The organism is Stutzerimonas stutzeri RCH2, from assembly GCF_000327065.1.
GTDB lineage: Bacteria > Pseudomonadota > Gammaproteobacteria > Pseudomonadales > Pseudomonadaceae > Stutzerimonas > Stutzerimonas stutzeri_AE.
The window spans coordinates 3,518,035-3,539,213 of sequence record NC_019936.1; the positions used below are offsets into that span (position 1 = coordinate 3,518,035).

Annotated in this window: 20 protein-coding genes; 11 read left to right on the forward strand and 9 right to left on the reverse strand. The window is 63.9% G+C overall.

Annotated features, from left to right (window positions below):
- Positions 1-31: 31 nt before the first annotated feature.
- Complete coding sequence (locus PSEST_RS16280; RefSeq protein WP_015278068.1) at positions 32-1,195, reverse strand: type III PLP-dependent enzyme; 1,164 nt, start codon at positions 1,193-1,195, stop codon at positions 32-34.
- A 406-nt stretch (positions 1,196-1,601) separates the two neighbouring features.
- On the opposite strand from PSEST_RS16280, the gene PSEST_RS16285 reads away from it, so the two are divergent.
- A complete protein-coding gene (locus PSEST_RS16285; protein WP_015278069.1) occupies positions 1,602-3,185 on the forward strand; it encodes a peptide chain release factor 3 in 1,584 nt (527 codons plus the stop codon).
- A gap of 59 nt (positions 3,186-3,244) precedes the next feature.
- Here the strand turns inward: PSEST_RS16285 and PSEST_RS16290 are convergent, their stop codons facing one another.
- The 4 genes from PSEST_RS16290 to ptsP all read right to left on the reverse strand — a co-directional run bounded on the left by PSEST_RS16290 (position 3,245) and on the right by ptsP (position 9,231).
- On the reverse strand, positions 3,245-3,571 hold the full coding sequence (locus tag PSEST_RS16290; protein WP_015278070.1) for a TraR/DksA family transcriptional regulator: 327 nt from the start codon (positions 3,569-3,571) through the stop codon (positions 3,245-3,247).
- Positions 3,572-3,650: 79 nt separating this feature from the next.
- The gene (locus PSEST_RS16295) at positions 3,651-5,390 is read right to left on the reverse strand and encodes a PTS fructose-like transporter subunit IIB (RefSeq protein ID WP_015278071.1); all 1,740 of its coding nucleotides are present in this window, start codon (positions 5,388-5,390) and stop codon (positions 3,651-3,653) included.
- A gap of 20 nt (positions 5,391-5,410) precedes the next feature.
- Complete coding sequence (pfkB, locus tag PSEST_RS16300; RefSeq protein WP_015278072.1) at positions 5,411-6,349, reverse strand: 1-phosphofructokinase; 939 nt, start codon at positions 6,347-6,349, stop codon at positions 5,411-5,413.
- On the reverse strand, positions 6,349-9,231 hold the full coding sequence (gene ptsP / locus PSEST_RS16305; protein WP_015278073.1) for a phosphoenolpyruvate--protein phosphotransferase: 2,883 nt from the start codon (positions 9,229-9,231) through the stop codon (positions 6,349-6,351). The genes pfkB and ptsP overlap by 1 nt, the downstream gene beginning before the upstream one ends.
- Before the next feature lie 181 nt (positions 9,232-9,412).
- Between ptsP and cra the strand changes: the two genes are divergently transcribed.
- From cra to PSEST_RS16335, 6 genes are all read left to right on the forward strand, one after another.
- The gene (gene cra / locus PSEST_RS16310) at positions 9,413-10,402 is read left to right on the forward strand and encodes a catabolite repressor/activator (RefSeq protein ID WP_015278074.1); all 990 of its coding nucleotides are present in this window, start codon (positions 9,413-9,415) and stop codon (positions 10,400-10,402) included.
- 67 nt (positions 10,403-10,469) lie between these two features.
- Positions 10,470-10,775 (forward strand): nucleotide pyrophosphohydrolase, encoded by a 306-nt coding sequence (locus PSEST_RS16315; protein ID WP_015278075.1) that lies wholly within the window; start codon positions 10,470-10,472, stop codon positions 10,773-10,775.
- A complete protein-coding gene (locus PSEST_RS16320) occupies positions 10,772-11,521 on the forward strand; it encodes a methyltransferase domain-containing protein (RefSeq protein ID WP_015278076.1) in 750 nt (249 codons plus the stop codon). Before PSEST_RS16315 ends, PSEST_RS16320 begins: the two co-directional genes overlap by 4 nt.
- An 18-nt stretch (positions 11,522-11,539) precedes the next feature.
- Positions 11,540-12,151 (forward strand): DUF4136 domain-containing protein, encoded by a 612-nt coding sequence (locus tag PSEST_RS16325; RefSeq protein WP_015278077.1) that lies wholly within the window; start codon positions 11,540-11,542, stop codon positions 12,149-12,151.
- A gap of 73 nt (positions 12,152-12,224) precedes the next feature.
- Positions 12,225-12,782, forward strand: a complete 558-nt coding sequence (locus PSEST_RS16330; protein ID WP_015278078.1) for a DUF4136 domain-containing protein — start codon at positions 12,225-12,227, stop codon at positions 12,780-12,782.
- 85 nt (positions 12,783-12,867) lie between these two features.
- A complete protein-coding gene (locus PSEST_RS16335; protein ID WP_015278079.1) occupies positions 12,868-13,317 on the forward strand; it encodes a DMT family transporter in 450 nt (149 codons plus the stop codon).
- Between the two features lie 17 nt (positions 13,318-13,334).
- On the opposite strand, the gene PSEST_RS16340 is transcribed toward PSEST_RS16335, so the two are convergent.
- Positions 13,335-14,267 carry an SdiA-regulated domain-containing protein gene (locus tag PSEST_RS16340; protein WP_041757061.1) on the reverse strand — a complete coding sequence of 311 codons (933 nt, stop codon included), beginning with the start codon at positions 14,265-14,267 and terminating at the stop codon, positions 13,335-13,337.
- Between the two features lie 232 nt (positions 14,268-14,499).
- Here PSEST_RS16340 and PSEST_RS16345 point away from each other — a divergent pair, with 232 nt between their 5' ends.
- From PSEST_RS16345 to PSEST_RS16355, 3 genes are all read left to right on the forward strand, one after another.
- A complete protein-coding gene (locus tag PSEST_RS16345) occupies positions 14,500-14,793 on the forward strand; it encodes a hypothetical protein (RefSeq protein WP_015278081.1) in 294 nt (97 codons plus the stop codon).
- A 108-nt stretch (positions 14,794-14,901) separates the two neighbouring features.
- Entirely contained in the window at positions 14,902-16,275 is a 1,374-nt protein-coding gene (locus PSEST_RS16350; RefSeq protein ID WP_015278082.1) for an MATE family efflux transporter, read from the forward strand.
- A gap of 2 nt (positions 16,276-16,277) precedes the next feature.
- Positions 16,278-16,736 carry a DUF2214 family protein gene (locus PSEST_RS16355; RefSeq protein WP_015278083.1) on the forward strand — a complete coding sequence of 153 codons (459 nt, stop codon included), beginning with the start codon at positions 16,278-16,280 and terminating at the stop codon, positions 16,734-16,736.
- 15 nt (positions 16,737-16,751) lie between these two features.
- Here the strand turns inward: PSEST_RS16355 and speA are convergent, their stop codons facing one another.
- The 3 genes from speA to thiO all read right to left on the reverse strand — a co-directional run bounded on the left by speA (position 16,752) and on the right by thiO (position 20,417).
- Positions 16,752-18,665, reverse strand: a complete 1,914-nt coding sequence (gene speA, locus PSEST_RS16360) for an arginine decarboxylase (RefSeq protein ID WP_015278084.1) — start codon at positions 18,663-18,665, stop codon at positions 16,752-16,754.
- 122 nt (positions 18,666-18,787) lie between these two features.
- Positions 18,788-19,159, reverse strand: a complete 372-nt coding sequence (locus PSEST_RS16365; RefSeq protein WP_015278085.1) for a translation initiation factor Sui1 — start codon at positions 19,157-19,159, stop codon at positions 18,788-18,790.
- Between the two features lie 148 nt (positions 19,160-19,307).
- Entirely contained in the window at positions 19,308-20,417 is a 1,110-nt protein-coding gene (thiO, locus tag PSEST_RS16370) for a glycine oxidase ThiO (protein WP_015278086.1), read from the reverse strand.
- A 153-nt stretch (positions 20,418-20,570) separates the two neighbouring features.
- Here thiO and PSEST_RS21880 point away from each other — a divergent pair, with 153 nt between their 5' ends.
- Positions 20,571-21,089 (forward strand): GspH/FimT family pseudopilin, encoded by a 519-nt coding sequence (locus tag PSEST_RS21880; protein WP_157372405.1) that lies wholly within the window; start codon positions 20,571-20,573, stop codon positions 21,087-21,089.
- Positions 21,090-21,179: the final 90 nt, after the last annotated feature.

A 21,179-nucleotide genomic window follows, 5' to 3' on the forward strand; every position in this document is an offset into this window, starting at 1 on the left:
CAATGCGGGGCGTTTGTTCGGCGTCTACGGCTTAGATGTAGTAAGCCTTCAGCGGCGGGAAGCCGTTGAATTCGACGGCGCTGTAGCTGGTGGTGTAGGCACCGGTGGAGAGCCAGTACAGGCGGTCGCCGATGGCCAGGTTCAGCGGCAGGCCGTACTTGTAGTTCTCGTACATGATGTCGGCGCTGTCGCAGGTCGGACCGGCGATCACCACCTCCTCGACCTCACCCTTCTTCTCGGCGTAGATCGGGAACTTGATGGACTCGTCCATGGTTTCGATCAGGCCGCTGAACTTGCCCACGTCGACATACACCCAGCGCTCTACGGCGGTACGCGACTTGCGCGCGACCAGCACCACTTCGCTGACCAGGATGCCGGCGTTGGCGATCAGCGAGCGGCCCGGCTCGAGGATGATTTCCGGCAGGTCGTCGCCGAAGTCTTCCTTGAGGAAGCGGATGATTTCCTCGGCGTAGGTTTCCAGGCTGTTGGTGCGGGTGATGTAGTTGGCCGGGAAGCCGCCACCCATGTTGATCATCTTCAGCTCGATGCCGTCTTCTTCCTTCAGACGCTCGAAGATCACCTTGACCTTGGCGATGGCGGCATCCCAAACGGAGATGTCGCGCTGCTGCGAGCCGACGTGGAAGGAGATGCCGTACGGCTCCAGTTTCAGCTGACGGGCGAGGATCAGCAGATCCATGGCCATGTCGGTCTGGCAGCCGAACTTGCGCGACAGCGGCCAATCAGCCGTGGTCGAGCCTTCGGTGAGGATACGCACATAGACTTTTGCACCCGGAGCGGCCTTGGCGATGTTGCGCAGGTCGGCTTCGGAGTCGGTGGCGAACATCCGCACGCCCTTCTCGTAGAAGTAGCGGATGTCCTTGGATTTCTTGATGGTGTTGCCGTAGCTGATGCGCTCCGGACCGACGCCGCGGGACATGACCTTGTCCAGCTCGTAGATCGAGGCGATGTCGAAGCTCGACCCCTTGTCGCGCAGCAGGTCGATGATTTCCACCGCCGGGTTGGCCTTGACGGCGTAGTACACGCTGGCGAATTCGAAACCGGCGCGCAGGTCATCGTAGGCCTTGCTGATGGTTTCGGTATCGATCACCACGAATGGGGTTTCGTGCTGGTCGGCGAACGCCTTCATCTTCTGGAAGGTGGCGCGAGGGTAATAGTCTTCGATCTTGACCGTCATGCGTGGGACTCCAAAAAACGGGAAACAAAAGTCGGATGAGGGATGGAGGGCATCAGCCCTGACAAGAACGCCTGATCAGTTTCCCCACTTTGGTTCGCCTACTTCCCAAGGCATGTCGCCGAGTATCACGGTGGATCTCTCGTCGTCAGTACTTGAGCCGGATGGATCGTTGCCAGCATGGACGTTCGGGCGCGAACTTTAGGACCAAGGGGGGCATAGATCAATCAAAAAAACGTCCCGAAGGTGCATCCGTTTCGAGTTGTTGTCGATTCAAAACAAAGCGTCATGGAAACTGCACAAATCGGCGATTTCCGCAGCCGTGCGGGCCGCAGCGAAATCCATTTGCCGCTATAATCGCCGCCTTTTTTGACAGACCGACTACTCGTCGACGGGTTCCTTAATTCCGATGACCACTCAGGCCGCCGAAGTCGCGAAGCGCCGTACCTTCGCCATCATCTCGCACCCCGATGCGGGCAAGACCACCATCACCGAAAAGCTGCTGCTGATGGGCAAGGCGATTGCCGTTGCCGGTACGGTGAAGTCGCGCAAATCCGACCGCCATGCCACCTCCGACTGGATGGAGATGGAGAAGCAGCGCGGCATCTCCATCACCACCTCGGTGATGCAGTTCCCCTACCGCGAGCACATGATCAACCTGCTCGACACCCCCGGTCACGAGGACTTCTCGGAAGACACCTACCGCACCCTGACCGCGGTTGACTCGGCATTGATGGTCCTCGACGGCGGTAAAGGCGTCGAGCCGCGCACCATCGCGCTGATGGACGTCTGCCGCCTGCGCGACACTCCCATCGTCAGCTTTATCAACAAGCTCGACCGCGATATCCGCGACCCGATCGAACTGCTCGACGAGATCGAGGCGGTACTGAAGATCAAGGCCGCGCCGATCACCTGGCCGATCGGCTGCTACCGCGACTTCAAGGGTGTGTACCACCTCAAGGACGACTACATCATCGTCTACACGCCGGGGCACGGGCACGAGCGCACCGAGGTCAAGATCATCGAGAAGCTCGATTCCGACGAGGCGCGCAAGCACATCGGCGACGAGTACGAGCGCTTTCTCGAACAGCTGGAACTGGTTCAGGGCGCCTGCCATGAATTCGATCAGGACGAGTTCCTCAGCGGTCAGCTGACTCCGGTGTTCTTCGGTACTGCGCTGGGCAACTTCGGTGTGGATCACGTGCTCGACGCCGTCGTCGACTGGGCGCCCATGCCGCTCGCCCGTGCAGCCAACGAGCGCGTGGTCGAGCCGGTCGAGGAGAAATTCACCGGCTTCGTGTTCAAGATCCAGGCGAACATGGATCCCAAGCACCGCGACCGCATCGCCTTCATGCGTATCTGCTCGGGCAAGTACGAAAAAGGCATGAAGCTGCGCCACGCGCGCATCGGCAAGGATGTCCGCATCGCCGACGCCCTGACCTTCTTCTCCAGCGAGCGCGAGATGCTCGAGGAAGCCTACGCCGGCGACATCATCGGCCTGCACAACCACGGCACCATCCAGATCGGTGACACCTTCACCGAGGGCGAGAACCTTGGCTTTACCGGCATCCCGCACTTCGCACCGGAACTGTTCCGCCGCGTGCGCCTGAAGGACCCGCTGAAATCCAAGCAGCTGCGTCAGGGCCTGCAGGAACTGGCCGAGGAAGGCGCGACCCAGGTGTTCTTCCCCGAGCGCAACAACGACATCATCCTCGGCGCGGTCGGCGTGCTGCAGTTCGACGTCGTCGCCAGCCGCCTGAAAGAGGAATACAAGGTCGAGTGCGCCTACGAGGCGATCAACGTCTGGTCGGCGCGCTGGATCGAGTGTGATGACAAGAAGAAGCTCGAAGACTTCAAGAACAAGGCGTACGAGAACCTCGCCATCGACGGCGGCGGCCACCTCACCTACCTGGCACCGACGCGGGTGAACCTGAGCCTGATGGAAGAGCGCTGGCCGGATGTGAAATTCCGCGCTACTCGCGAACACCACTGAAGCAATAGCGTTGAAACAGAGCCGGCATGCCGGCTCTGCGGATCACCCCACCCGCCCGCTCAGGCTTCCTGCTGGGCGGCACAGCTCAGGCAGAACGCCGCTGCGGGCATCGCCCGCAGGCGCGATTCCGCGATCGTCTCCCCGCACCGCTGACACTGACCATAGGTTCCCTGAGCCACACGCTGGCGGGCCAGCCCGACCAGGCGCAACTCATCTTCAGCCTCGATCAACAGGCCGCGGAGTATGTCGTCGTTCTGCCGCTCCTGCGCCTGTTCCGCCGAATCGTGATCGTGCTCGCGCGCCAGATCACGGCGCAGCGCAGCGGCTCGCTGCAGGTATTCGCTGGATAGGCGCTCAAGCGCCTCGCTGGGGTCGAACTGGCTCATCACGAATTCTCCATGGGTGATGCGTCCAGTGTGGACCGCCGCGCAACCGCTGTACTGATGATGGTCAAGCTTCAGCTATTCAGGTTTGCGCTTGCACCATCAGCCCCTGCGGCTCCGACTGTTTGATCACCGCATAGATCACCCCAGTCACCAGGCTGCCGGCGAGGATCGCCACGAGATACAGCAGCGCGTGATTGATCGCGTTGGGAATGAGCAGCACGAACAGCCCACCGTGGGGCGCCAGCAGCTTTGCGCCGAAGGCCATGGACAGCGCACCAGTCAGCGCACCACCGGCGATGCTCGCCGGGATCACCCGCAGCGGGTCTTTCGCGGCGAAAGGAATCGCCCCTTCGGAAATGAAGCAGCAGCCCAGCACCAGCGCGGCCTTGCCGGCTTCCCGTTCGGTCTGCGCGAATTTGCGCCGGGCGATCAGCGTGGCGATGCCCATGCCGATTGGCGGCACCATGCCGGCAGCCATGGTCGCAGCCATCGGGGCGTAGCTCTGCGAGGCGAGCAGCCCGACGGAAAAGGCATACGCCGCCTTGTTCACCGGCCCGCCGAGGTCGACGCACATCATGGTGCCGAGCAGTAGCCCGAGCAGGATGGCGTTGGACGTGCCCATGGTGTCGAGGAATTCGGTAAGCCCGGCGAGCAGCTTCGCCACCGGCGTGCCGACGATGTAGATCATCACCAGACCGGTGACCAGGCTCGCCAGCAACGGAATGATCAGGATCGGCTTGAGCGATTCGATACTCGCCGGCAAGGGAATCCAGCGACTGACCGCCTTGGCCGCGTAGCCCGCTACGAAGCCGGCGATTATCCCGCCGATAAAGCCTGCGCCCAGGGTGCCCGCCAGCAGCCCGCCGATCATGCCCGGCGCCAGGCCAGGACGGTCCGCGATGGAATAGGCGATGTAACCGGCCAGCAGCGGCACCATCAGCTGGAAGGCCGTCTCGCCACCGATCTTCATCAGCGCGGCGGCCAGCGTGCCCTCCTCCTTGAATGCCTCGATGCCGAAGACGAACGACAGCGCGATCAGCAAACCGCCGGCCACCACCATTGGCAGCATGTAGGACACACCCGTCAGCATGTGCTTGTAGACGCCGGTCTTCTCGCCCTTCTTCTCACCACTCGCGCTGGTTGCCACCGCATTACCGCTGAGCACCGCACCCTCTTCCAGCGCGCGGTCCAGGGTCGCCTCGGGTTGCTTGAGCGCGACACCGGTGCCGCAGCGAAACACCCGCTTGCCGGCGAAGCGGGCCACGTCCACCTCGATATCGGCAGCCAGCAACACCACGTCGGCCGCGGCGATGACATCCGCTTCCAGCACGTTACGCGCGCCCACCGAACCGCGGGTTTCGACCTGCAGGTCGTAACCCTTGCGGATCGCGGCCTGCTGCAGGGCTTCGGCCGCCATGAAGGTGTGTGCCACGCCGGTCGGGCAGGCGGTAACGGCGACCAGCTTGGGCTTGCCGCTGGTATGCGCCGCCTCGGCTTCGTCGGCCTGCTGCAGCTCGCTGGCAGTGTCAGCGGCGCTGCGCAGGAAGGCTTCGGGGTCGAGCAACGCCTCGGATGGCGTGGATTGAGCGACGCGCTTGCCGACGAAGCGTTGCAGCGAGAGCGGCCCGGTTTTCACCACGACCACCAGATCGGCATTCGCAATCTGTGCCGGGGTCAGCGGCGAACCGATGGCCTTGGGATCGTGGACTTCCACGGCGGTCGACCAGCCCAGACGATGGGCGGCCGCTTCAAGCAGGCGTGACGTCAGCACGCTGGTGACCATTCCATTGGGACAGGCCGTGACGATGAGAAGATTCATTCCTTCACCTCTTGTTCGATTTATTGGCTCAGCGGCTGGAGACGCACTGCGGCCTGGAGTTCGGCCAGTTGCGCCGTGTCGGTGATACCAAAGCCGACCTGCCCGACCGCCTGCGCGGCGATGGCGGTGGCGTGGGTGAGCGTCCGCTCGGCCGGCCAGCCTTCCAGCAAACCGTGAAGCATCCCGGCGAGCAGCGAGTCGCCGGCACCCACGGTGCTGACGACCCGAACCTTGGGCGGACTGGCGTGCAGCGCCGCGCCCGGCGAGAACCAGCTGACGCCGTCGGCGCCCTGCGAAACCACCACGTGCTCGATGCCTTCCTCTTGCAGTCGCTGCGCTTCGGCCGCCAGCGCCGACGACCCGCTGAGCTCGATGCCACGGGCCTCGGCCAGCTCTTCCTCGTTGGGCTTGATCAGCCACGGTCTGGTCGCCAGCCCGTCACGCAATGCGGCGCCACTGGTATCCAGCGCCACCCGCACGCCGAGCGCTTTGAGCGAGTTCAATAGCTGGACGAACCACTGACTGTCGATGCCGCGTGGCAAGCTGCCGGCGACCACCACCAGCTCATGAGCCGGGACCAGACGCTTCAGCCGCGCCAGCAGCTCGGCGCGCTGCGCCTCGCTCACGGCGAGCCCCGGGCCATTGATATCGGTGACCCGCCCATCCGCTTCGGCCAGCTTGAGGTTGCTGCGGGTTTCACCGGCAACACGGACGAACTCATCAGTGAAGCCTCGCGCGGAGAACAGCTGCTCGAAGGCCTGCGGATTGCCCTCGCCGAGAAAGCCGGTGACGGTCAGCTGATGGCCGAGATCGGCCAGCACCTGCGCCACGTTGAGGCCCTTGCCGGCAGCATGTACCTGCAGGCTGTCGCTGCGATTGACCTCCCCAAGGCGCAGCGCGGGCAGCTGCACGGTCAGGTCGAGGGCCGGGTTGAGGGTAACGGTCAGCACGCGAGCCATCAGCAGTGCTCCCCGACGAAGGCGCGCACTTCATGGGCACCGGGCAGCATCAAGGCCTGCTGAGCCAGTCGTTGGCAGGCGGCGAAATCCAGCTCGCGCACCCGCGCCTTGACCAGCGCAATGCTGCGCGCCGACACGCTCAGTTCATCGACGCCCAGCCCCACCAGCAGCGGCACCGCCAGCGCATCGGCGGCCAGCTCACCACAAACGCCAACCCACTTGCCATGGGCGTGGGCGGCCTCGACGGTCATGCCGATCAAACGCAACACGGCCGGGTGCAAGCCATCGGCCTGGCCGGAAAGCGTCGGGTGCCCGCGGTCGATGGCCAGGGTGTACTGGGTGAGGTCATTGGTGCCAATGCTGAAGAAATCGACCTCCTGCGCCAGCACCGGTGCGATCAGTGCGGCGGACGGAATCTCGATCATGATGCCGACCTGCAGATCGGCCACCGGCAGCTCTACGCGCAGGCGGTCGACCATGGCCTTGGCGGTGCGCCACTCGTCGATATTGCCGACCATGGGGAACATGATCCGCAGCGGGCGGCCATCGGCCGAGGCGAGCAAGGCGCGCAGCTGAGTTTCGAGAATGTCCGGGCGTTGCAGGCTCAGGCGAATGCCGCGCACCCCCAGAAACGGGTTTTCCTCGGCGGGCATCGGCCAGTACGGCAGCGGCTTGTCCCCGCCGACATCCAGCGTACGCACCACCAATGGACGCCCTTCGAGGGCTTCCAGCACACGACGGTACTCGGCTTCCTGAGTAGCCTGATTCGGCGCCTGGGAATGGTTCATGAACACCAGCTCGGTACGCAGCAGGCCGATGCCTTCGGCGCCCATCGCCACCGCTTCCGGGGTTTCGCCGGCAGCGCCGATGTTGGCAGCGATCTCTACCGGATGGCCGTCACGGGTGACGGCCGCGTCCATGCGGCGCTCGTTCGCCAGATGCTTGCGCTCTTCCCGCGCAGCGCGTTCGCTACGCGCCTGTTCCAGCTGCGCACCGCTCGGCGCGACCAGCAGCTCGCCGCGCTCGCCATCGAGCAGCAATAGCGTGTTGCGCGCCAAGCCGAGCACACCCGGTCCGGCACCGACGATGGCTGGAATGCCCAGTGCACGGGCAATGATGGCGCTGTGCGAGGTAGCACCGCCGCCAGCGGTGAGGATGCCGGCGACGCGCTGGGCGTTAAGCGTGGCGACATCCGAAGGTGCCACTTCATCCATCACCAGGATGTAGGGCTCGTCCGGAGCCTGTTCGGCTTCGACGCCGGTCAGACAGGCCAGCACGCGGCGGCCCACATCCCGCAGATCCGCGGCGCGCTCGGCCAGCAACTTGTCGTGCAGCGCTTCCTGCTGCTGCGCCGCACTCTCGATTTCCTCCATCCAGGCCGCTTCGGCGCTCAGCCCCTTCTGCAGCCGCACCTGAACCTCCTCGCGCAGCGCCGGGTCCTTGAGCATCGCCTGGTGCGTAGTGAAGATGTCGCGAATGCTGGCGACCTGGCTTTCATCGATCAGCGTGCCGATATCCGCATGAACCTTGTCCAGCGCTGCATCCAGACGCTGCAACTCGATCACCGGCGATTCACCGCGCTTGGGGTAGTCGATCACCTGCGGCTTGCGCACCAGTACCGGGCCGATGGCGATGCCCGGTGACGCGGCGATGCCATTCACCTGATCACCAGCGCGCAGCGCAGCCTGGTCGATGGCCGATTCAGCAGGTCCTTGCGCCGTGACGGGCGGCTCGCTCGCCTCACCGGGCGCCGGCAGCGGCTCGACTTCTTCGCCCAAGCCCTCTTCGACCGCGCGCACCAGCGCCGGCAGCGCATCGCTGGCAATGGCAGGCTCGGCCATGAACTCCAGCAGCTGGCCGCGATGCGCACCCATCGCCAGCAGCTTGCTCAGGCTCTTGACCGATACTCCAGCACTCTCAGTGCCGGCCAGGCGCACGCGGATTTCGCCTTCGAACGCCTGGGCGATCTCGGTCAGCACCTTGGCCGGACGCGCATGCAGACCATGGGCGTTGGCCAACGGCACCTGGGCACTCGGCCAGTCGGCAGGCACGTCACCGCCCAGCGCTTCGAGCACCGTGCGGCTGGAGGTCGCCTGGCTCAACTCCTGACCACGGCCCTCGATCAGCAGGTTGCACAGCCGCTCGAGCATGGCCTGATGCGCTTCACCCATGCTGGCCAGCACGAAAAGCCCATTGAGCGGCTGGCCCTGATGCTCGAGATTCGAGACTGGCGTGACAAAGGCCAGGCCCGGACGCTGCACCGACTGCTCGCTGCTCAGCCACCAGAGGCCATCCCCCAGCGGCAGCGACTGGCCAAGCGGCAGACTGGCGTTGAAGCCGGGCTCCACGCACTGCGCGCGCTTGAGCAGCTTGACGCCCTGCCAGGCCAGTTCGTCGAAATCATCCGCAGCGACACCCAACGACACCAGCTCGCCGTCCAGCGCCAGCGCCTGCGGTGCGCCCTGCAGCAGGCCGATGATGGCTTCCGGAGACTCCGCTTGCTGCAGCCCCTCGCTCAGATCGCCCTCGCCCAAGGCCCGGGTCAGCAGCTGCAGCAGGCGCAGATGCTCGTCGGAACGCGCAGCGATACCGATGGCCAGATACACCAGCTGACCGTTGCCCCAGTCGACGCCCGCCGGAAAATGCAGCAGCCGCACACCGGTGGTGAACACCTGATCACGGGTTTCCGGCGTGCCATGGGGGATCGCGATGCCCTGCCCGAGAAAGGTCGAGCCCTGCGCTTCGCGCGCACGCAGCCCTTCCAGATAACCGGCCGCAACCAGCCCGTCGGCGACCAGAACCTCGCCCAGCAGGGCCAGCGCGGCAGGCTTGTCCGCCGCCGCCTGATGCATATGGATGTGCTGTGCATTCAACTCAAGCATGGAGAACTCCTGCGGGGCTCGCGATTGTTGTGGCCGACGGTTGCGTCGGCTTTGCCCGAATCCTGGGCTGGCGCTTCAGACCGGAACACTGCTGAAACGTTTCACCTTAAGGCTGGCACATTACGCAATATTGGGTAATTCTAGAAGCCCGAGTTCATACCACCCGTCTCAGGACCCTCTGTTGAAACTGACCGACATCGCCCGCCTCGCCAACGTTTCGGTAACCACTGCCAGCTACGTGCTCAACGGCAAGGCCGCACAGCGCCGTATCAGCCCGGCCACGGTCGAGCGAGTGATGGCCGTGGCCGAACAGCAGGGCTTTCAGCTCGACCAGCAGGCCGCGGGCCTGCGCCGCGGGCAGTCGCGCACCCTTGGCTTCATCGTTCCGGATCTGGAAAACCCCAGCTACGCACGCCTGGCCAAGTTGCTCGAACAGCGCGCACGGCAGCGCGGCTACCAGTTGCTGATCGCCGGCACCGACGACGAGCCGGACACCGAGCGCCAGCTCATCCAGCTGCTGCGCTCGCGCCGTTGCGATGCGCTGATCGTCGCCAGCTGCCTACCAGGCGACGACCAGAGCTACCGCAAGGTGCAGGCGGCAGGCACGCCGGTGATCGCCCTCGACCGTGCGCTGGACGCCGAGCAGTTCTGTTCGGTGGTCAGCGATGACCTCGAAGCGGCCGCCCTGCTCACCCGCTCGCTGGCAGTTCCGGCCCGGGCGCATATCGCCCTGATCAGCGCACGCCCGGCATTGCCCATCAGTCAGCAGCGTGAGGAAGGGTTTCGCCAGGCACTGTCGCAGCACACGGGGCAGGTCAGCATCCTGCGTGCCGAACAGTTCAGCCGCACCTGCGGACGCGAACAAATGCTCGCCCTGCTGGACCGCGGCCCGCTACCCGATGCGCTGATCACCACCGCCTACGTCTTGCTGGAAGGCGTTTTCGATGCGCTGCGCGAGCGCGATCTGCTCTGGCCGGAGCATCTGCGGTTGGCGACCTTTGGTGACGCGCAGTTGTTGGACTTCCTGCCGATCCGGGTCAACGCGATTTCCCAGCAGCACGAGCAGATCGCCGAGCGAACCCTGGAACAGGCGATCCGCGCCATCGAGCAGAGCGACTACCGCCCCGGCGTGATCGCCATCGAGCGCGAGCTGAAAGTGCGGCGTCCCTGATCCGCCCCTTGCGGGCGCTGCCGCGCTGACGGAAGCTTGTCGCCCCAACGAGCCCACCCCGCCCCAGATGAACATCGAACAGATCACCCAACGCCTGCATGCCATCCGCGATCAGAACGACTGGCAGCGCTTTCACAGCCCGAAAAACCTCGCGATGGCCGCGAGCGTGGAAATGGCCGAGCTGGTGGAAATCTTCCAGTGGCAGAGCGAGGACGAGTCGCGCCGGCTATCAGCCGACAAGCTCGAGCACGCCGGTCAGGAAGTCGGCGACATCCTCATGTACCTGCTGCTGATGTGCAGCGAGCTGGGCATCGACATGGAACAGGCGCTGCTGGCCAAGCTGGCCGACAACGAGAGGCGCTTTGCCCGATGAGCGACCGCCACTTCGACGAACTCGCCACGCGCTTCGCCGAAAAAATCTACGGCGGTGCCAAAGGCGCGATCCGCCTCGCCGTGCTGCAGGCCGACCTGACGGAAATTCTGCCGCCGCGCCCGCTGCGTGTACTGGATATTGGTGCCGGCCTCGGCCATATGAGCCTCTGGCTCGCACAGCAGGGCCATGATGTGACCCTGGCCGAGCCAGCCGAGCCGATGCTGGACGGCGCTCGCAAGCAGTTTGCCGCAGCCGGCCAGCAGGCCACCTTCATTCAGGCACCCTGGCAGGACGTGGAAAACCACGTCGAGGGCCGTTTCGATCTGGTCATCTGCCATGCGGTGCTGGAATGGCTGGCCGAGCCCCAGGCGATCCTGCCAGTGCTGCATCGCCTGGTTGCCGAAGATGGCTGGCTGTCGCTGGCCTTCTACAACCGCGACGCGCTGATCTATCGCAACCTGCTCAAGGGTCACTTCAAGAAACTGCGCAGCCAGAGCTACGCCGGCGAGCGACAGAGCCTGACGCCGCAGCAGCCGCTCGACCCACGCGAACTGGCGGCGCAACTCGCACCGTACTGGCGGGTCGAATCAAGCAGTGGCGTGCGCGTATTCCATGACTACATGCCCGCCGATTTCCAGGCCCGCACCGAGCCGGCCGAGCTGATCGAGATGGAGCTGGCCTACCGCCGCCATCCGACCTTCAGCGGCCTGGGGCGCTACCTGCACTGGCTGTGTCGGCCGCGCTGAGCCGACCGGGAGGTCTTCATGTCGATCCGCGTATTTCTGCCGCTGCTCTGCCTGGGTCTGATGGCCTGCCAGAGCAAGAATCCCTACACCGAAGAGTCGGCGCCGATCCCACCGGCACCGCCAATCGAGAAAATCCAGTCGCCCATCTACCCGGCCGCCCCACGCGACTTTTCCAGCTACCAGAGCTGGGGCTGGCGCACACCGCCCGCCGGCACCACGTCGATCAGCGGCGAAGAGCTGCAGGAGATGGTGGCCGGCGCGCTCGATCACCGCGGCTTGCGACCCGCATCCGGAGGCACCGGCAACGGCTCCGCAGACGTGCTGGTTTCAGCCGGCGCCAGCAAGGAGACGCGGGTGCGCCAGACCTACGATCACTATGGCCCGCAGGTCGGCGTCGGTCGCTATGGCGGCGGCTACGGCTCCGGTTATGGGGTTGGCACCAGCGTACCCATCGTGCGCAATTACGAGGAAGAGGTGGTTTCGGTGCGTATCGAGATGTTCGACGCAGCCTCGGGCCAGGCCGTCTGGAGCAACCGCGCCGAAGCGCGGATCAGTGGCAGTCGGGCCAAACAGCAGGATGCGCTGCGCCAGGCTGTGGAGCGCGCCCTCGAAGACTATCCGCCACGCTGAATGCGGCAAGCAGGCGCAGAGCAAACACCGTCGCCAGGCCTAGACTGAGCAGACGCCACCCAGGAGAACGATCATGTTGCGTCGCCTTTTGCTGATACCTCTCCTCTTCGCGCTCGCCGCCTGCCAGGGCCCGCAGGTGCAGCGCGATTTCGACCCGACGCGCGACTTCTCCGCCTATCGAGCCTGGACCTGGCAGGAACCGGCGCTGCAGTATCGGCCTGACGACCCGCGGATCAAAAGCGACCTGACCGAGCAGCGCATCCGCGGCGCGATCGCCGAACAGCTCGATCAGCAAGGCTTGCGGCCTGCCACGGCCGGCAAAGTGGCGGACATCAAGGTGCAGGCCTGGTACATCGTCGACCAGCGCACCCAGCAATACACCACCACCTCCGGCGCCTGGGGCAATCCCTGGTACGGCTACTGGGGCGGGCCGATGTTTACCGATACCCGCACCATCGACTACCAGGTCGGCACGCTGCAGATCGATCTGTATGACGCTGGCGACGGCAAGCTGGTCTGGCGCGGCAGCGCCGAGCAGGTGTTGCGCAGCCGTCCCGGGACACCCGACGAACGCGCCGGCAACATCCGCGAGCTGGTGATGCGGGTACTGTCGCAGTATCCGCCGCGCTGAGGTTTTCCTGACGAGTCCTTCATGGTGCTGGCGAGCCGCAGCCGTGCTCGCCATACTGTCGCGCCCCTGATTCTGGAGACCCGACATGCCTACCGTTGCCTGGTGGTTACTCACCCTGCCGTTCATTGCCGGCGCCCTGCTGCCGCTGCAGGCGGGCATCAACGGACAGGTGGCGCGCCAACTAGGCAATGTGATGGGTGCGGCGTTGCTCTCCTTCGCCGTGGGCACCCTGGCGCTGTTCGTCATCGTACTGGTCCAGCGTGACGTACCCGCCCTGCAGACGCTGAAGAGCCTGAACTGGTGGCACTGGTCTGGCGGTTTGCTCGGTGCATTCTTCATTGCCACGGCAGCATTCGCCGCGCCGCGCACCGGAGCGCTGCTGTTCATGGCGCTGCTACTGGCCGGTCAGCTGTTCGTCGCCCTGCTACTGGACCATTTCGGCTGGGCCGGCTTTCGCCAATCGAGCATCAGCCTGGGCAAGGTAGCCGGCCTGCTGCTGATCTTCGCCGGGGTCTGGCTGATCCAGCGCGGCTAGCAGGCAGGCGCAGGCGCTCACTCGTGCTCGAAGGCGTAGAACAGGTTGGGCTCGCTGACCAGATAGAGATTGCCCTGCCCATCGAAGGTCATCCCTTCGGCCTGCGGCACGCTGCGTTCGAGCCCGGCAAAACCGCTCCAAAGCGAGCGGAAGCTGACCAGCTCGCCTTCTGCATCGAGCTCCAGCATCATCTTCGCCTCGTCGCTGAGCAGCACCAGGTGACCGGTCTGCTCATCGAAATGCACCGACGACAGATCAGTGGCCATGTCCAGCTTCTCGATCCAGGCCTCGCGGTCGATGATCTTGATATCCATGTCACCTGCCAAGCTGCGCTTGATGCCCTGGATTTCGTAGAGCTTGCGCGGTGAATGCTCCTTGACCACAAACAGACGATCGCCCGCTCGGTCGTAACCGACGCCTTCGAAACCGGAGTTCTCCGCATCGCCAAGGGCCAGGGTGATGGAGCGCCCGTCCGCACGCAGCAACGGCCCGGCAACCCTGGGGACTGCCAGGACAACCAATGACTGCTGACGCTCTTCGGTTACCACCAACAGGTCGTCGCCGAGATAGGTAATTCCCTCGACATCCTCGAACCCCTGCAACGGATAGCGCGCGATAAAGCTGCCATCACGCCCCAGAGCGAGCAGCTCCTCAGGATTGTTGACCACCGCCCACAGATGATCGCGGCGCTCGTCATAGGTCAGCCCGGAAAGGTTGTTGTCCACCGTCGCCACCGGCAGCGCATCGATCTTTACCTGATATTCCGGTAGCCAGAGGCTGCGCCGTTCCCAGCTGGCTTCATGCCAGGTGGTTTTCAATGTGTAGAACAAGCGCTCATCGAGGTGAACGGTGGTGGCGGCGTAGAGCAGCGCGAAAAGCGCGCAGCCGTACCACCAGGTCGGGCGCTGCGCCGCAACTCGTCCCAGCTGCGCTCTGGCAAGGGCTCGCATCATGGTGTTCTCGTTCAGGGGATCGTGGGCAGGTTGCCTGGGTCGTGTTGCAGCCGCATGAAGGCGGGTGCAACAAGCCCAGCGCCGATCCATACAGCGACACTACGACCGCGATTCTTCCCCACCGGTTCCAGCACGGCAGCGGCGATCCGGAACTCTCGGGCGTGCCAGACAGCCCAATACGCAGGGCTGTGCTTGCGCACGGCAATCGAACGTTTCAGGAGAGCGATACATGCGGGTAGAAGGATTCTTCGAATGGTTGGGACAGGCGCTTGGCTCGGTCATACGCTTCATCGTCGAGGCGCTGGGCGATTTCTTTGGTCTGTTTGCCCGAGCCGGACACAACTTCCTCGAGGGGCTCGCGCGCACGCTGGGCATGGACCGTTCGCTGATCAGCCTGGTGGCATTGGCGATCGGCCTGTTGTTGCTGGTCGCCGCGGTACGCGCGTTCTTTCGCGGCTCGATCATCGGCGGGCTGGTCTGGCTGTTTCTCGGCCTGTGGTTGCTGAGCTGGCTGATCCATTGAGTCCCGGCCGCAGTCGTTGAGTGCTACCGCCCCGGTTTGCCAGCAGGCCCGGCTTTTCCTCTTTTTTCGATGCGACGTATAGTGCCGGGCCGTCCCGGAAGGCCCGAAATGTCCAGCATGCTTGCCGCCTGGCGCGATGCGCCCACCCACAGCAAGGTGTGGGCGCTGGCAGCGCCGATGATCCTCTCGAATCTATCCGTTCCGCTGGTAGCGCTGGTGGACAGCAGCGTGATCGGCCATCTGCCGCACGCCCATCAGCTGGGCGCGGTAGCAGTCGGCGGCAGTCTCTACACGCTGCTGGTATGGGTGATGGGCTTCCTGCGCATGGGCACAACGGGCTTCGCCGCCCAGGCTGCAGGCCGCAATGATGGCGGCGCGCTGCGCCAGATTCTGCTGCAGGGGCTGTTGCTGGCGCTGGGTTTCGCGCTGTTGCTGGGCGCAATCGGCGTACCACTGAAAGGCGCGGCCTTGCAGCTCATGCAGCCGTCTGCCGAACTGGACGAACTCACCCGCGACTATTTCCACACACGCCTGTTCGGCCTGCCCGCGGCACTGGCCAGCTATGCGCTGATCGGCTGGTTCCTCGGCACCCAGAATGCTCGCGCACCACTGGCCATTCTGCTGACCACGAACCTCATCAACGTGGTGCTGGATCTGTGGTTCGTGCTCGGCCTCGACTGGGGAGTGGCCGGCGCCGCCCGCGCCTCGGTAATCGCCGAGTGGAGCGGCGCGCTGCTGGGCCTGGCCCTCACCCGCAAGGCCCTGGCCCGCTACCCCGGCCGACTCGATACTCGCGCGCTGCGCCGCTGGCTGAGCTGGCGGCCGCTGATGGCGGTCAACCGCGACATCTTCCTGCGCTCCCTGGCGCTGCAACTGGTGTTTCTCCTGGTGACGGTACAGGGCACGCGCCTAGGCGATGCGACGGTCGCCGCCAACGCGCTGCTGCTCAACGGCCTACTGCTGACCGCGCACGCCCTCGATGGATTGGCGCATGCCGTGGAAGCCTTGGCCGGGCATGCCATCGGTGCCCGCAACCGCGACGCGCTGCAGCGAGTGATGGTGGTCGCCGGGGGCTGGTCATTGCTGGCCAGTGTCGCCTTCGGCCTGTTCTTCCTGCTTGGCGGCCAGCTGTTCATCCAGCTGCAGACCGACATTCCCGAGGTACGCCAGACCGCGCTGACCTACCTGCCCTATCTGGCGGCATTGCCGCTGATCGCGGTCTGGAGCTATCTGCTTGACGGGCTGTTCATCGGCGCCACCCGCGCGCGGGAAATGCGCAACAGCATGCTCCTGGCGGTAGGTCTGACGCTGCCGCTGGGCTGGCTACTGCAGGGGCTTGGCAATCACGGCTTGTGGCTGGCATTTCTGAGCTTCATGCTGATGCGCGGCGTCTGCCTGGGTGTGCTCGCTCAGCGCCTGCAGCGCCGCGGAGCCTGGTTTACCATGGGCGCGCCAAGCACCACACACTCCGAGGGACACTGAACATGGCGTACGCCATCGCCGCCTATCTGCATTTTCTGGCGATATTCCTGCTCTTTGCCCTGTTGCTGCTGGAGCACCAGCTGTTCCGTCAGCCGCTGACGCTGGAGCGCGCGCGCAGCCTGTTTCGCATCGACATCGCCTTCGGCATCACCGCGGCGGCGGTACTGGCCAGCGGAGCCACCCGGGCAATCCTCTATGGCAAAGGCCTGGACCATTACCTGAAGAACAGCCTGTTCCACGCCAAGGTCGGCCTGTTCGTGGTAGTCGCGGTACTGTCCATCTATCCCACCCTGACCTTCCTGCGCTGGCGCCCGGCCTTGTCCGCAGGCCAGACACCGATCATGTCGAACAGCAGCGCCAGGTGGGTCAAGCTGACCATTCGCCTGGAGCTGCTACTGCTCTTACTGATCCCGTTGCTGGCCGCGCTGATGGCGCGCGGCTTTGGCGTCATGCCCGGCTGACGCCGGGCTGGTCGATTAGGGCGTCAGATAGGAAGAGCGCGTCAGCCCCAAACGCAAAGCATCGATGTACTGGGTGCGCTCCTTGGCGCTCAGCTTGGCGCTGGCAACCTTGTCGCGGTAGTAGGTCATCAGCTCCTCGGGCGACAGGTGCACATAGCGCAGCATGTCCTCGATGGTGTCGTGGGTCTCGATGCCGGCGTGGTAGTAGCTGCCGTCCTCACGCTGATAGACGTTCACCGAGTCGGTATCGCCGAACAGGTTGTGCATGTCGCCAAGAATTTCCTGGTAAGCGCCCACCAGGAACACGCCGAGGAAGTACTCTTCGCCAGGCGCGACCTCATGCACCGGCATGCTGCTTTCGATGCTCTGCTCGTCGACGTAGTGCTTGATCTTGCCGTCCGAATCGCAGGTCAGGTCCTGCAGCACCGCGCGCCGCACCGGCTCCTCGCTCAGCCGCTGCAGCGGTACGATCGGCAGGATCTGGTCGATCGCCCAGGTGTCCGGCAGACTCTGGAACACCGAGAAATTGCAGATGTACTTGTCCGCCAGCTTGTCGTTGAGCTCGTCGAGCACTGCCCGATGGGAACGCTGACGAGCCTTGAGCTGGTTATACAGGCGACGGCAGATGGCGAAGTAGCTCTGCTCGGCCAGCGCCTTCTGCGCCAGGGTCAGCTTGCCGGACGCGTACTGCGCGCTGGACTCGCTCATGTAGTGGGTGGCGCGCCAGTAGGTTTCGGTGACCATTTCCGGGTCGGTCGGTCCGAGCAGATCGGCCAGCGACTGCACGATCTCCGGCAGTTCGTCGTAGTTTTCGATCACCGGCAGCTCGTCGTTGTGCCGCTCGACATCAGTGACCTGCATGACCAGCACCGCATGATGCGCGGTCATCGCCCGTCCGCTTTCGGAGAAGATGTTCGGGTGCGGCAGGCCCTGTGCCTCGCAGAACTCCTTGAGCATGCCGACCACGGTACCGGCGTATTCGTCGATGTCGTAGTTGATCGAGCTAGCATTGCGCGAGTGGGTACCGTCGTAATCGACGCCCAGACCGCCGCCAACATCAATGTAATCCACCGGCAGGTTCAGCGCGCGCAGCTCTGCGTAGTAACGGATCGCCTCACGGAAGCCCTGACGGTAGTCGGCCAGATTGGCGATCTGCGAACCCATGTGGAAGTGCAGCAAGCGGATGCCCTGATCCATTTCCGCCGCACGAAAGCGTTCGATCACCGAGAGCAGCTGCGCCGCAGACAAGCCGAACTTCGACCGCTCGCCACCGGTGTCGGCCCACTTGGACGATGCCAGCGACGACAGGCGCACACGCAGACCGACCTGCGGCGTCAGCTTGAGCTCGTTGGCCTCCTCGATCACCAGTCCGACCTCCGACTCCTTCTCGATGACGATGAATACCTTGTGTCCGAGCTTCTGGCCCATCAGTGCCAGGCGGATGAACTCGCGGTCCTTGTAGCCGTTACAGACGATGGTGCCGCCCTTGGGGGCGAGCGCCAGCACGGCCATCAGCTCGGGCTTGGAGCCCGCCTCCAGGCCGATGGAAACGTTCTGCGTGGCGATGATGTTTTCCACCACCGCTTCCTGCTGGTTGACCTTGATCGGGTAAAGCGCGGTGTACTTACCTGCGTATTCCATGCGCTCGATGTTGGCATCGAAGGCACCGGTCAGACGCCGCACGCGGTCCTGCAGAATGCCGGGGAAACGCACCAGCAACGGCAGCGACAGCCCCGCTTCTCGCAGCTGCTCGATCAGGCCGTTGAACTCGATCGGCTCGCCGCTCGGTCCTTGCGGGCGTACCTCGACATTGCCCTCGTCGCTGATCGCGAAATACCCTGCGCCCCAGTGGCGAATGCCGTAGATACTGCGGCTGTCGGCAGCGGTCCACTGGCTACCGTCGTCTTTACGTGTACGTCGTACAGGCATCGAGGCCTCCCGGAAGAAATTGACTATTTCGCAGCGAGCAGAGGCTCCCGGCGAAGGCTATGCGGCTTCGACAGCCGATATGCAGAAAATGGTGAAAATTGGCGGAGGTGTCACATGGGCGCTCAGCCACCGGACTTCTTGGCCTTGAAGCCACGTTTGCTCAGCTCGTCGATCAGCAGCTGAACGTGATCGCCCTGGATCTCGATGACGTCGTCCTTCAGCGCGCCGCCCGTGCCGCAGCGGCGTTTCAGCGCGCTGGCGAGCTCCTTGAGCTCGGTCTCGGGCAAGGGAACGCCACTGATGGTTGTCACCGTCTTGCCGCCCCGCCCCTTGCTCTCGCGGCGCACCCGCGCAATGCCATCGCCTTCGGGCAAAACGCTCTGTTTGCAGATGCAACTACCCAACGGTTGACTGCACTCAGGACAATGCCGACCGGCATCGGTGGAATAGACCAGACCGCTCAGGCCGGCCAGGGAAGTGGTTTTCTTCGCCACACAAACCTCACTCGCCAATCTGGCTCTGCCTGGCAGAGCCGAAGTGCCGGCTAATTTACCAGCAATGCGAGTTGGTAGCAGAACAGAGTCCGGGCGACGCATATGAAACCCGGACTGCTCGTGAAACCGGAGTACCGCGAAGGGCCGATCAGCTCTTCTGATCGGCGATACGCCCGGCCGGTGCATAGGGCGATGGATCCACGATTGGCGCCTGCCCAAGCATCAGGTCGACCAGCAGCTGACACGACGCTGGCGCCAGCACCAACCCGTTGCGGAAGTGCCCGCAGTTCAGCCACAGCCCGTCGAAGCCGCTCACCGGTCCTATATAAGGCACGCCATCCGGCGAACCCGGCCGCAGCCCTGCCCAGTGTTTGACCACTTGCGCGTCGGCCAGCGCCGGTAGCAGCTCGATCGCTGTTGCCCTCAGGCTTTCCAGCGCGTCTTCGGTCGGCGTCTTGTCGAAGCCGACATCTTCCAGGGTGCTACCAACCAGGATGTGGCCATCGCGCCGCGGAATCGCATAGCGCCGCTTGGCCAGCACCATGCTCGGCAAGAAGTCCTCGGCGCACTTGAAGAGAATCATCTGCCCTTTCATCGGCTTGACCGGAATCTCCAGCCCCAGCGTCGCCAGCAGCTGTGCACTCCAGGCGCCGGCCGCCACTACAACCTGATCCGCCCGCATCTCGCCCTGCGCCGTCTGCACGCCCACGATGCGCGTACCGTCGCGCAGGAAACCTTTCACCGGGCACTGCTCAATCACATTCACATTCGGCAGCTGCCGCAGCGCTTCGCGCAGCGCACGGAGCAGGCGGGGATTACGGACATTAGCGACACCCTCCATGTAAACGGCGCGCTTGTAACTCTCACCCAGCGATGGCACAGCCTGGCGCACGGTCTCCATCGATACCGAGGTGAGTGGCCGACCATAACGCTCAGCCCAACTCAGCGCCTCCGCCTCGTCATGCAGGTCCAGCCAATAGAGGCCCGTCACATGCACCTCGGGGTCCACCCCCGTCTCGCTCAGCAGCCGTTCACCCAGCTGCGGATAGAAATCCTGCGACCAGTGCGCCAGCGCAGTGACCGCCGGGCTGTAGCGCCACGGATACAACGGCGAAACAATCCCGCCACCGGCCCACGAGGCTTCGCTGCCAACAGCACCGGACTCCAGCAATGACACTGCCTTGCCTGCCTCTGCCAGTCGATAGGCAGACAGCAGCCCGATGACACCGCCGCCGACAACGATCACTTCTTGATTCACACGTTTCTCCAACCATCTGGTTCACATTTCCGCCAGCCCTCGCTTGGACTGACGGGCAGGCTGCTTTAAAAGAGCCTCTGTGCATCTCGCGTACGCGAGTGAACAAACAGCAGCCAGGACGGCTGAGCATCATACGTGCAAAGGAACCGCACTATGGCGAACCGAAATCAAGGCTTCACGTTTATCGAGCTGATTGTCACGCTTACTGTACTTGCCATATCAATTGCCGTGGCAGTACCAGCGTTCACCGCAACCCTCGACTCGGTTCGAGAACGGACACTACTGGATCAGCTCCTCGCAGACATCCATTTCGCAAGAAGCACAGCGATCAACAGACGGCGACCGGTAAGTATCTGCACGGGATATGGAACCTGTAGCGGTGAAACAAACTGGAGCGGCCCAGTTTTTATATTTGATGATCTCAATGGAAACGGGGCACTTGACGATGGCGATTCTCCGCTTCGGGCTTCAATGATCGGTAGTAACTATCAATGGAGTTGGAGCAACTTTCGTAAGCAACCCCACCTAACTTTCAAGCCCGACGGCACGACTCATAGCCTCAATGGCTCCTTCGTTCTCTGTCGTCGAGGCATGGCCCTAAAGAAGGTTGTGATCAACATCACAGGCAGAGTGAAACTTGAATCACCCAACGCCACTGACCGCTGCGGCTGACATGCCGCACAACCGTCGAAACCGACCGAACGTCCGGGGGGAATGGGAAGCGTAGCGGCAAATCCGGATGATTCGATAACCCCAAAATCG

Excerpts from the sequence above, each read along its gene's own strand:
- PSEST_RS16280 (WP_015278068.1), bottom strand. The coding sequence starts at position 1,195 with ATGACGGTCAAGATCGAAGACTATTACCCTCGCGCCACCTTCCAGAAG.
- PSEST_RS16285 (WP_015278069.1), top strand. The coding sequence starts at position 1,602 with ATGACCACTCAGGCCGCCGAAGTCGCGAAGCGCCGTACCTTCGCCATC.
- PSEST_RS16290 (WP_015278070.1), bottom strand. The coding sequence starts at position 3,571 with ATGAGCCAGTTCGACCCCAGCGAGGCGCTTGAGCGCCTATCCAGCGAA.
- PSEST_RS16295 (WP_015278071.1), bottom strand. The coding sequence starts at position 5,390 with ATGAATCTTCTCATCGTCACGGCCTGTCCCAATGGAATGGTCACCAGC.
- pfkB (WP_015278072.1), bottom strand. The coding sequence starts at position 6,349 with ATGGCTCGCGTGCTGACCGTTACCCTCAACCCGGCCCTCGACCTGACC.
- ptsP (WP_015278073.1), bottom strand. The coding sequence starts at position 9,231 with ATGCTTGAGTTGAATGCACAGCACATCCATATGCATCAGGCGGCGGCG.
- PSEST_RS16315 (WP_015278075.1), top strand. The coding sequence starts at position 10,470 with ATGAACATCGAACAGATCACCCAACGCCTGCATGCCATCCGCGATCAG.
- PSEST_RS16320 (WP_015278076.1), top strand. The coding sequence starts at position 10,772 with ATGAGCGACCGCCACTTCGACGAACTCGCCACGCGCTTCGCCGAAAAA.
- PSEST_RS16325 (WP_015278077.1), top strand. The coding sequence starts at position 11,540 with ATGTCGATCCGCGTATTTCTGCCGCTGCTCTGCCTGGGTCTGATGGCC.
- PSEST_RS16330 (WP_015278078.1), top strand. The coding sequence starts at position 12,225 with ATGTTGCGTCGCCTTTTGCTGATACCTCTCCTCTTCGCGCTCGCCGCC.
- PSEST_RS16335 (WP_015278079.1), top strand. The coding sequence starts at position 12,868 with ATGCCTACCGTTGCCTGGTGGTTACTCACCCTGCCGTTCATTGCCGGC.
- PSEST_RS16340 (WP_041757061.1), bottom strand. The coding sequence starts at position 14,267 with ATGCGAGCCCTTGCCAGAGCGCAGCTGGGACGAGTTGCGGCGCAGCGC.
- PSEST_RS16345 (WP_015278081.1), top strand. The coding sequence starts at position 14,500 with ATGCGGGTAGAAGGATTCTTCGAATGGTTGGGACAGGCGCTTGGCTCG.
- PSEST_RS16350 (WP_015278082.1), top strand. The coding sequence starts at position 14,902 with ATGTCCAGCATGCTTGCCGCCTGGCGCGATGCGCCCACCCACAGCAAG.
- PSEST_RS16355 (WP_015278083.1), top strand. The coding sequence starts at position 16,278 with ATGGCGTACGCCATCGCCGCCTATCTGCATTTTCTGGCGATATTCCTG.
- speA (WP_015278084.1), bottom strand. The coding sequence starts at position 18,665 with ATGCCTGTACGACGTACACGTAAAGACGACGGTAGCCAGTGGACCGCT.
- PSEST_RS21880 (WP_157372405.1), top strand. The coding sequence starts at position 20,571 with ATGGCGAACCGAAATCAAGGCTTCACGTTTATCGAGCTGATTGTCACG.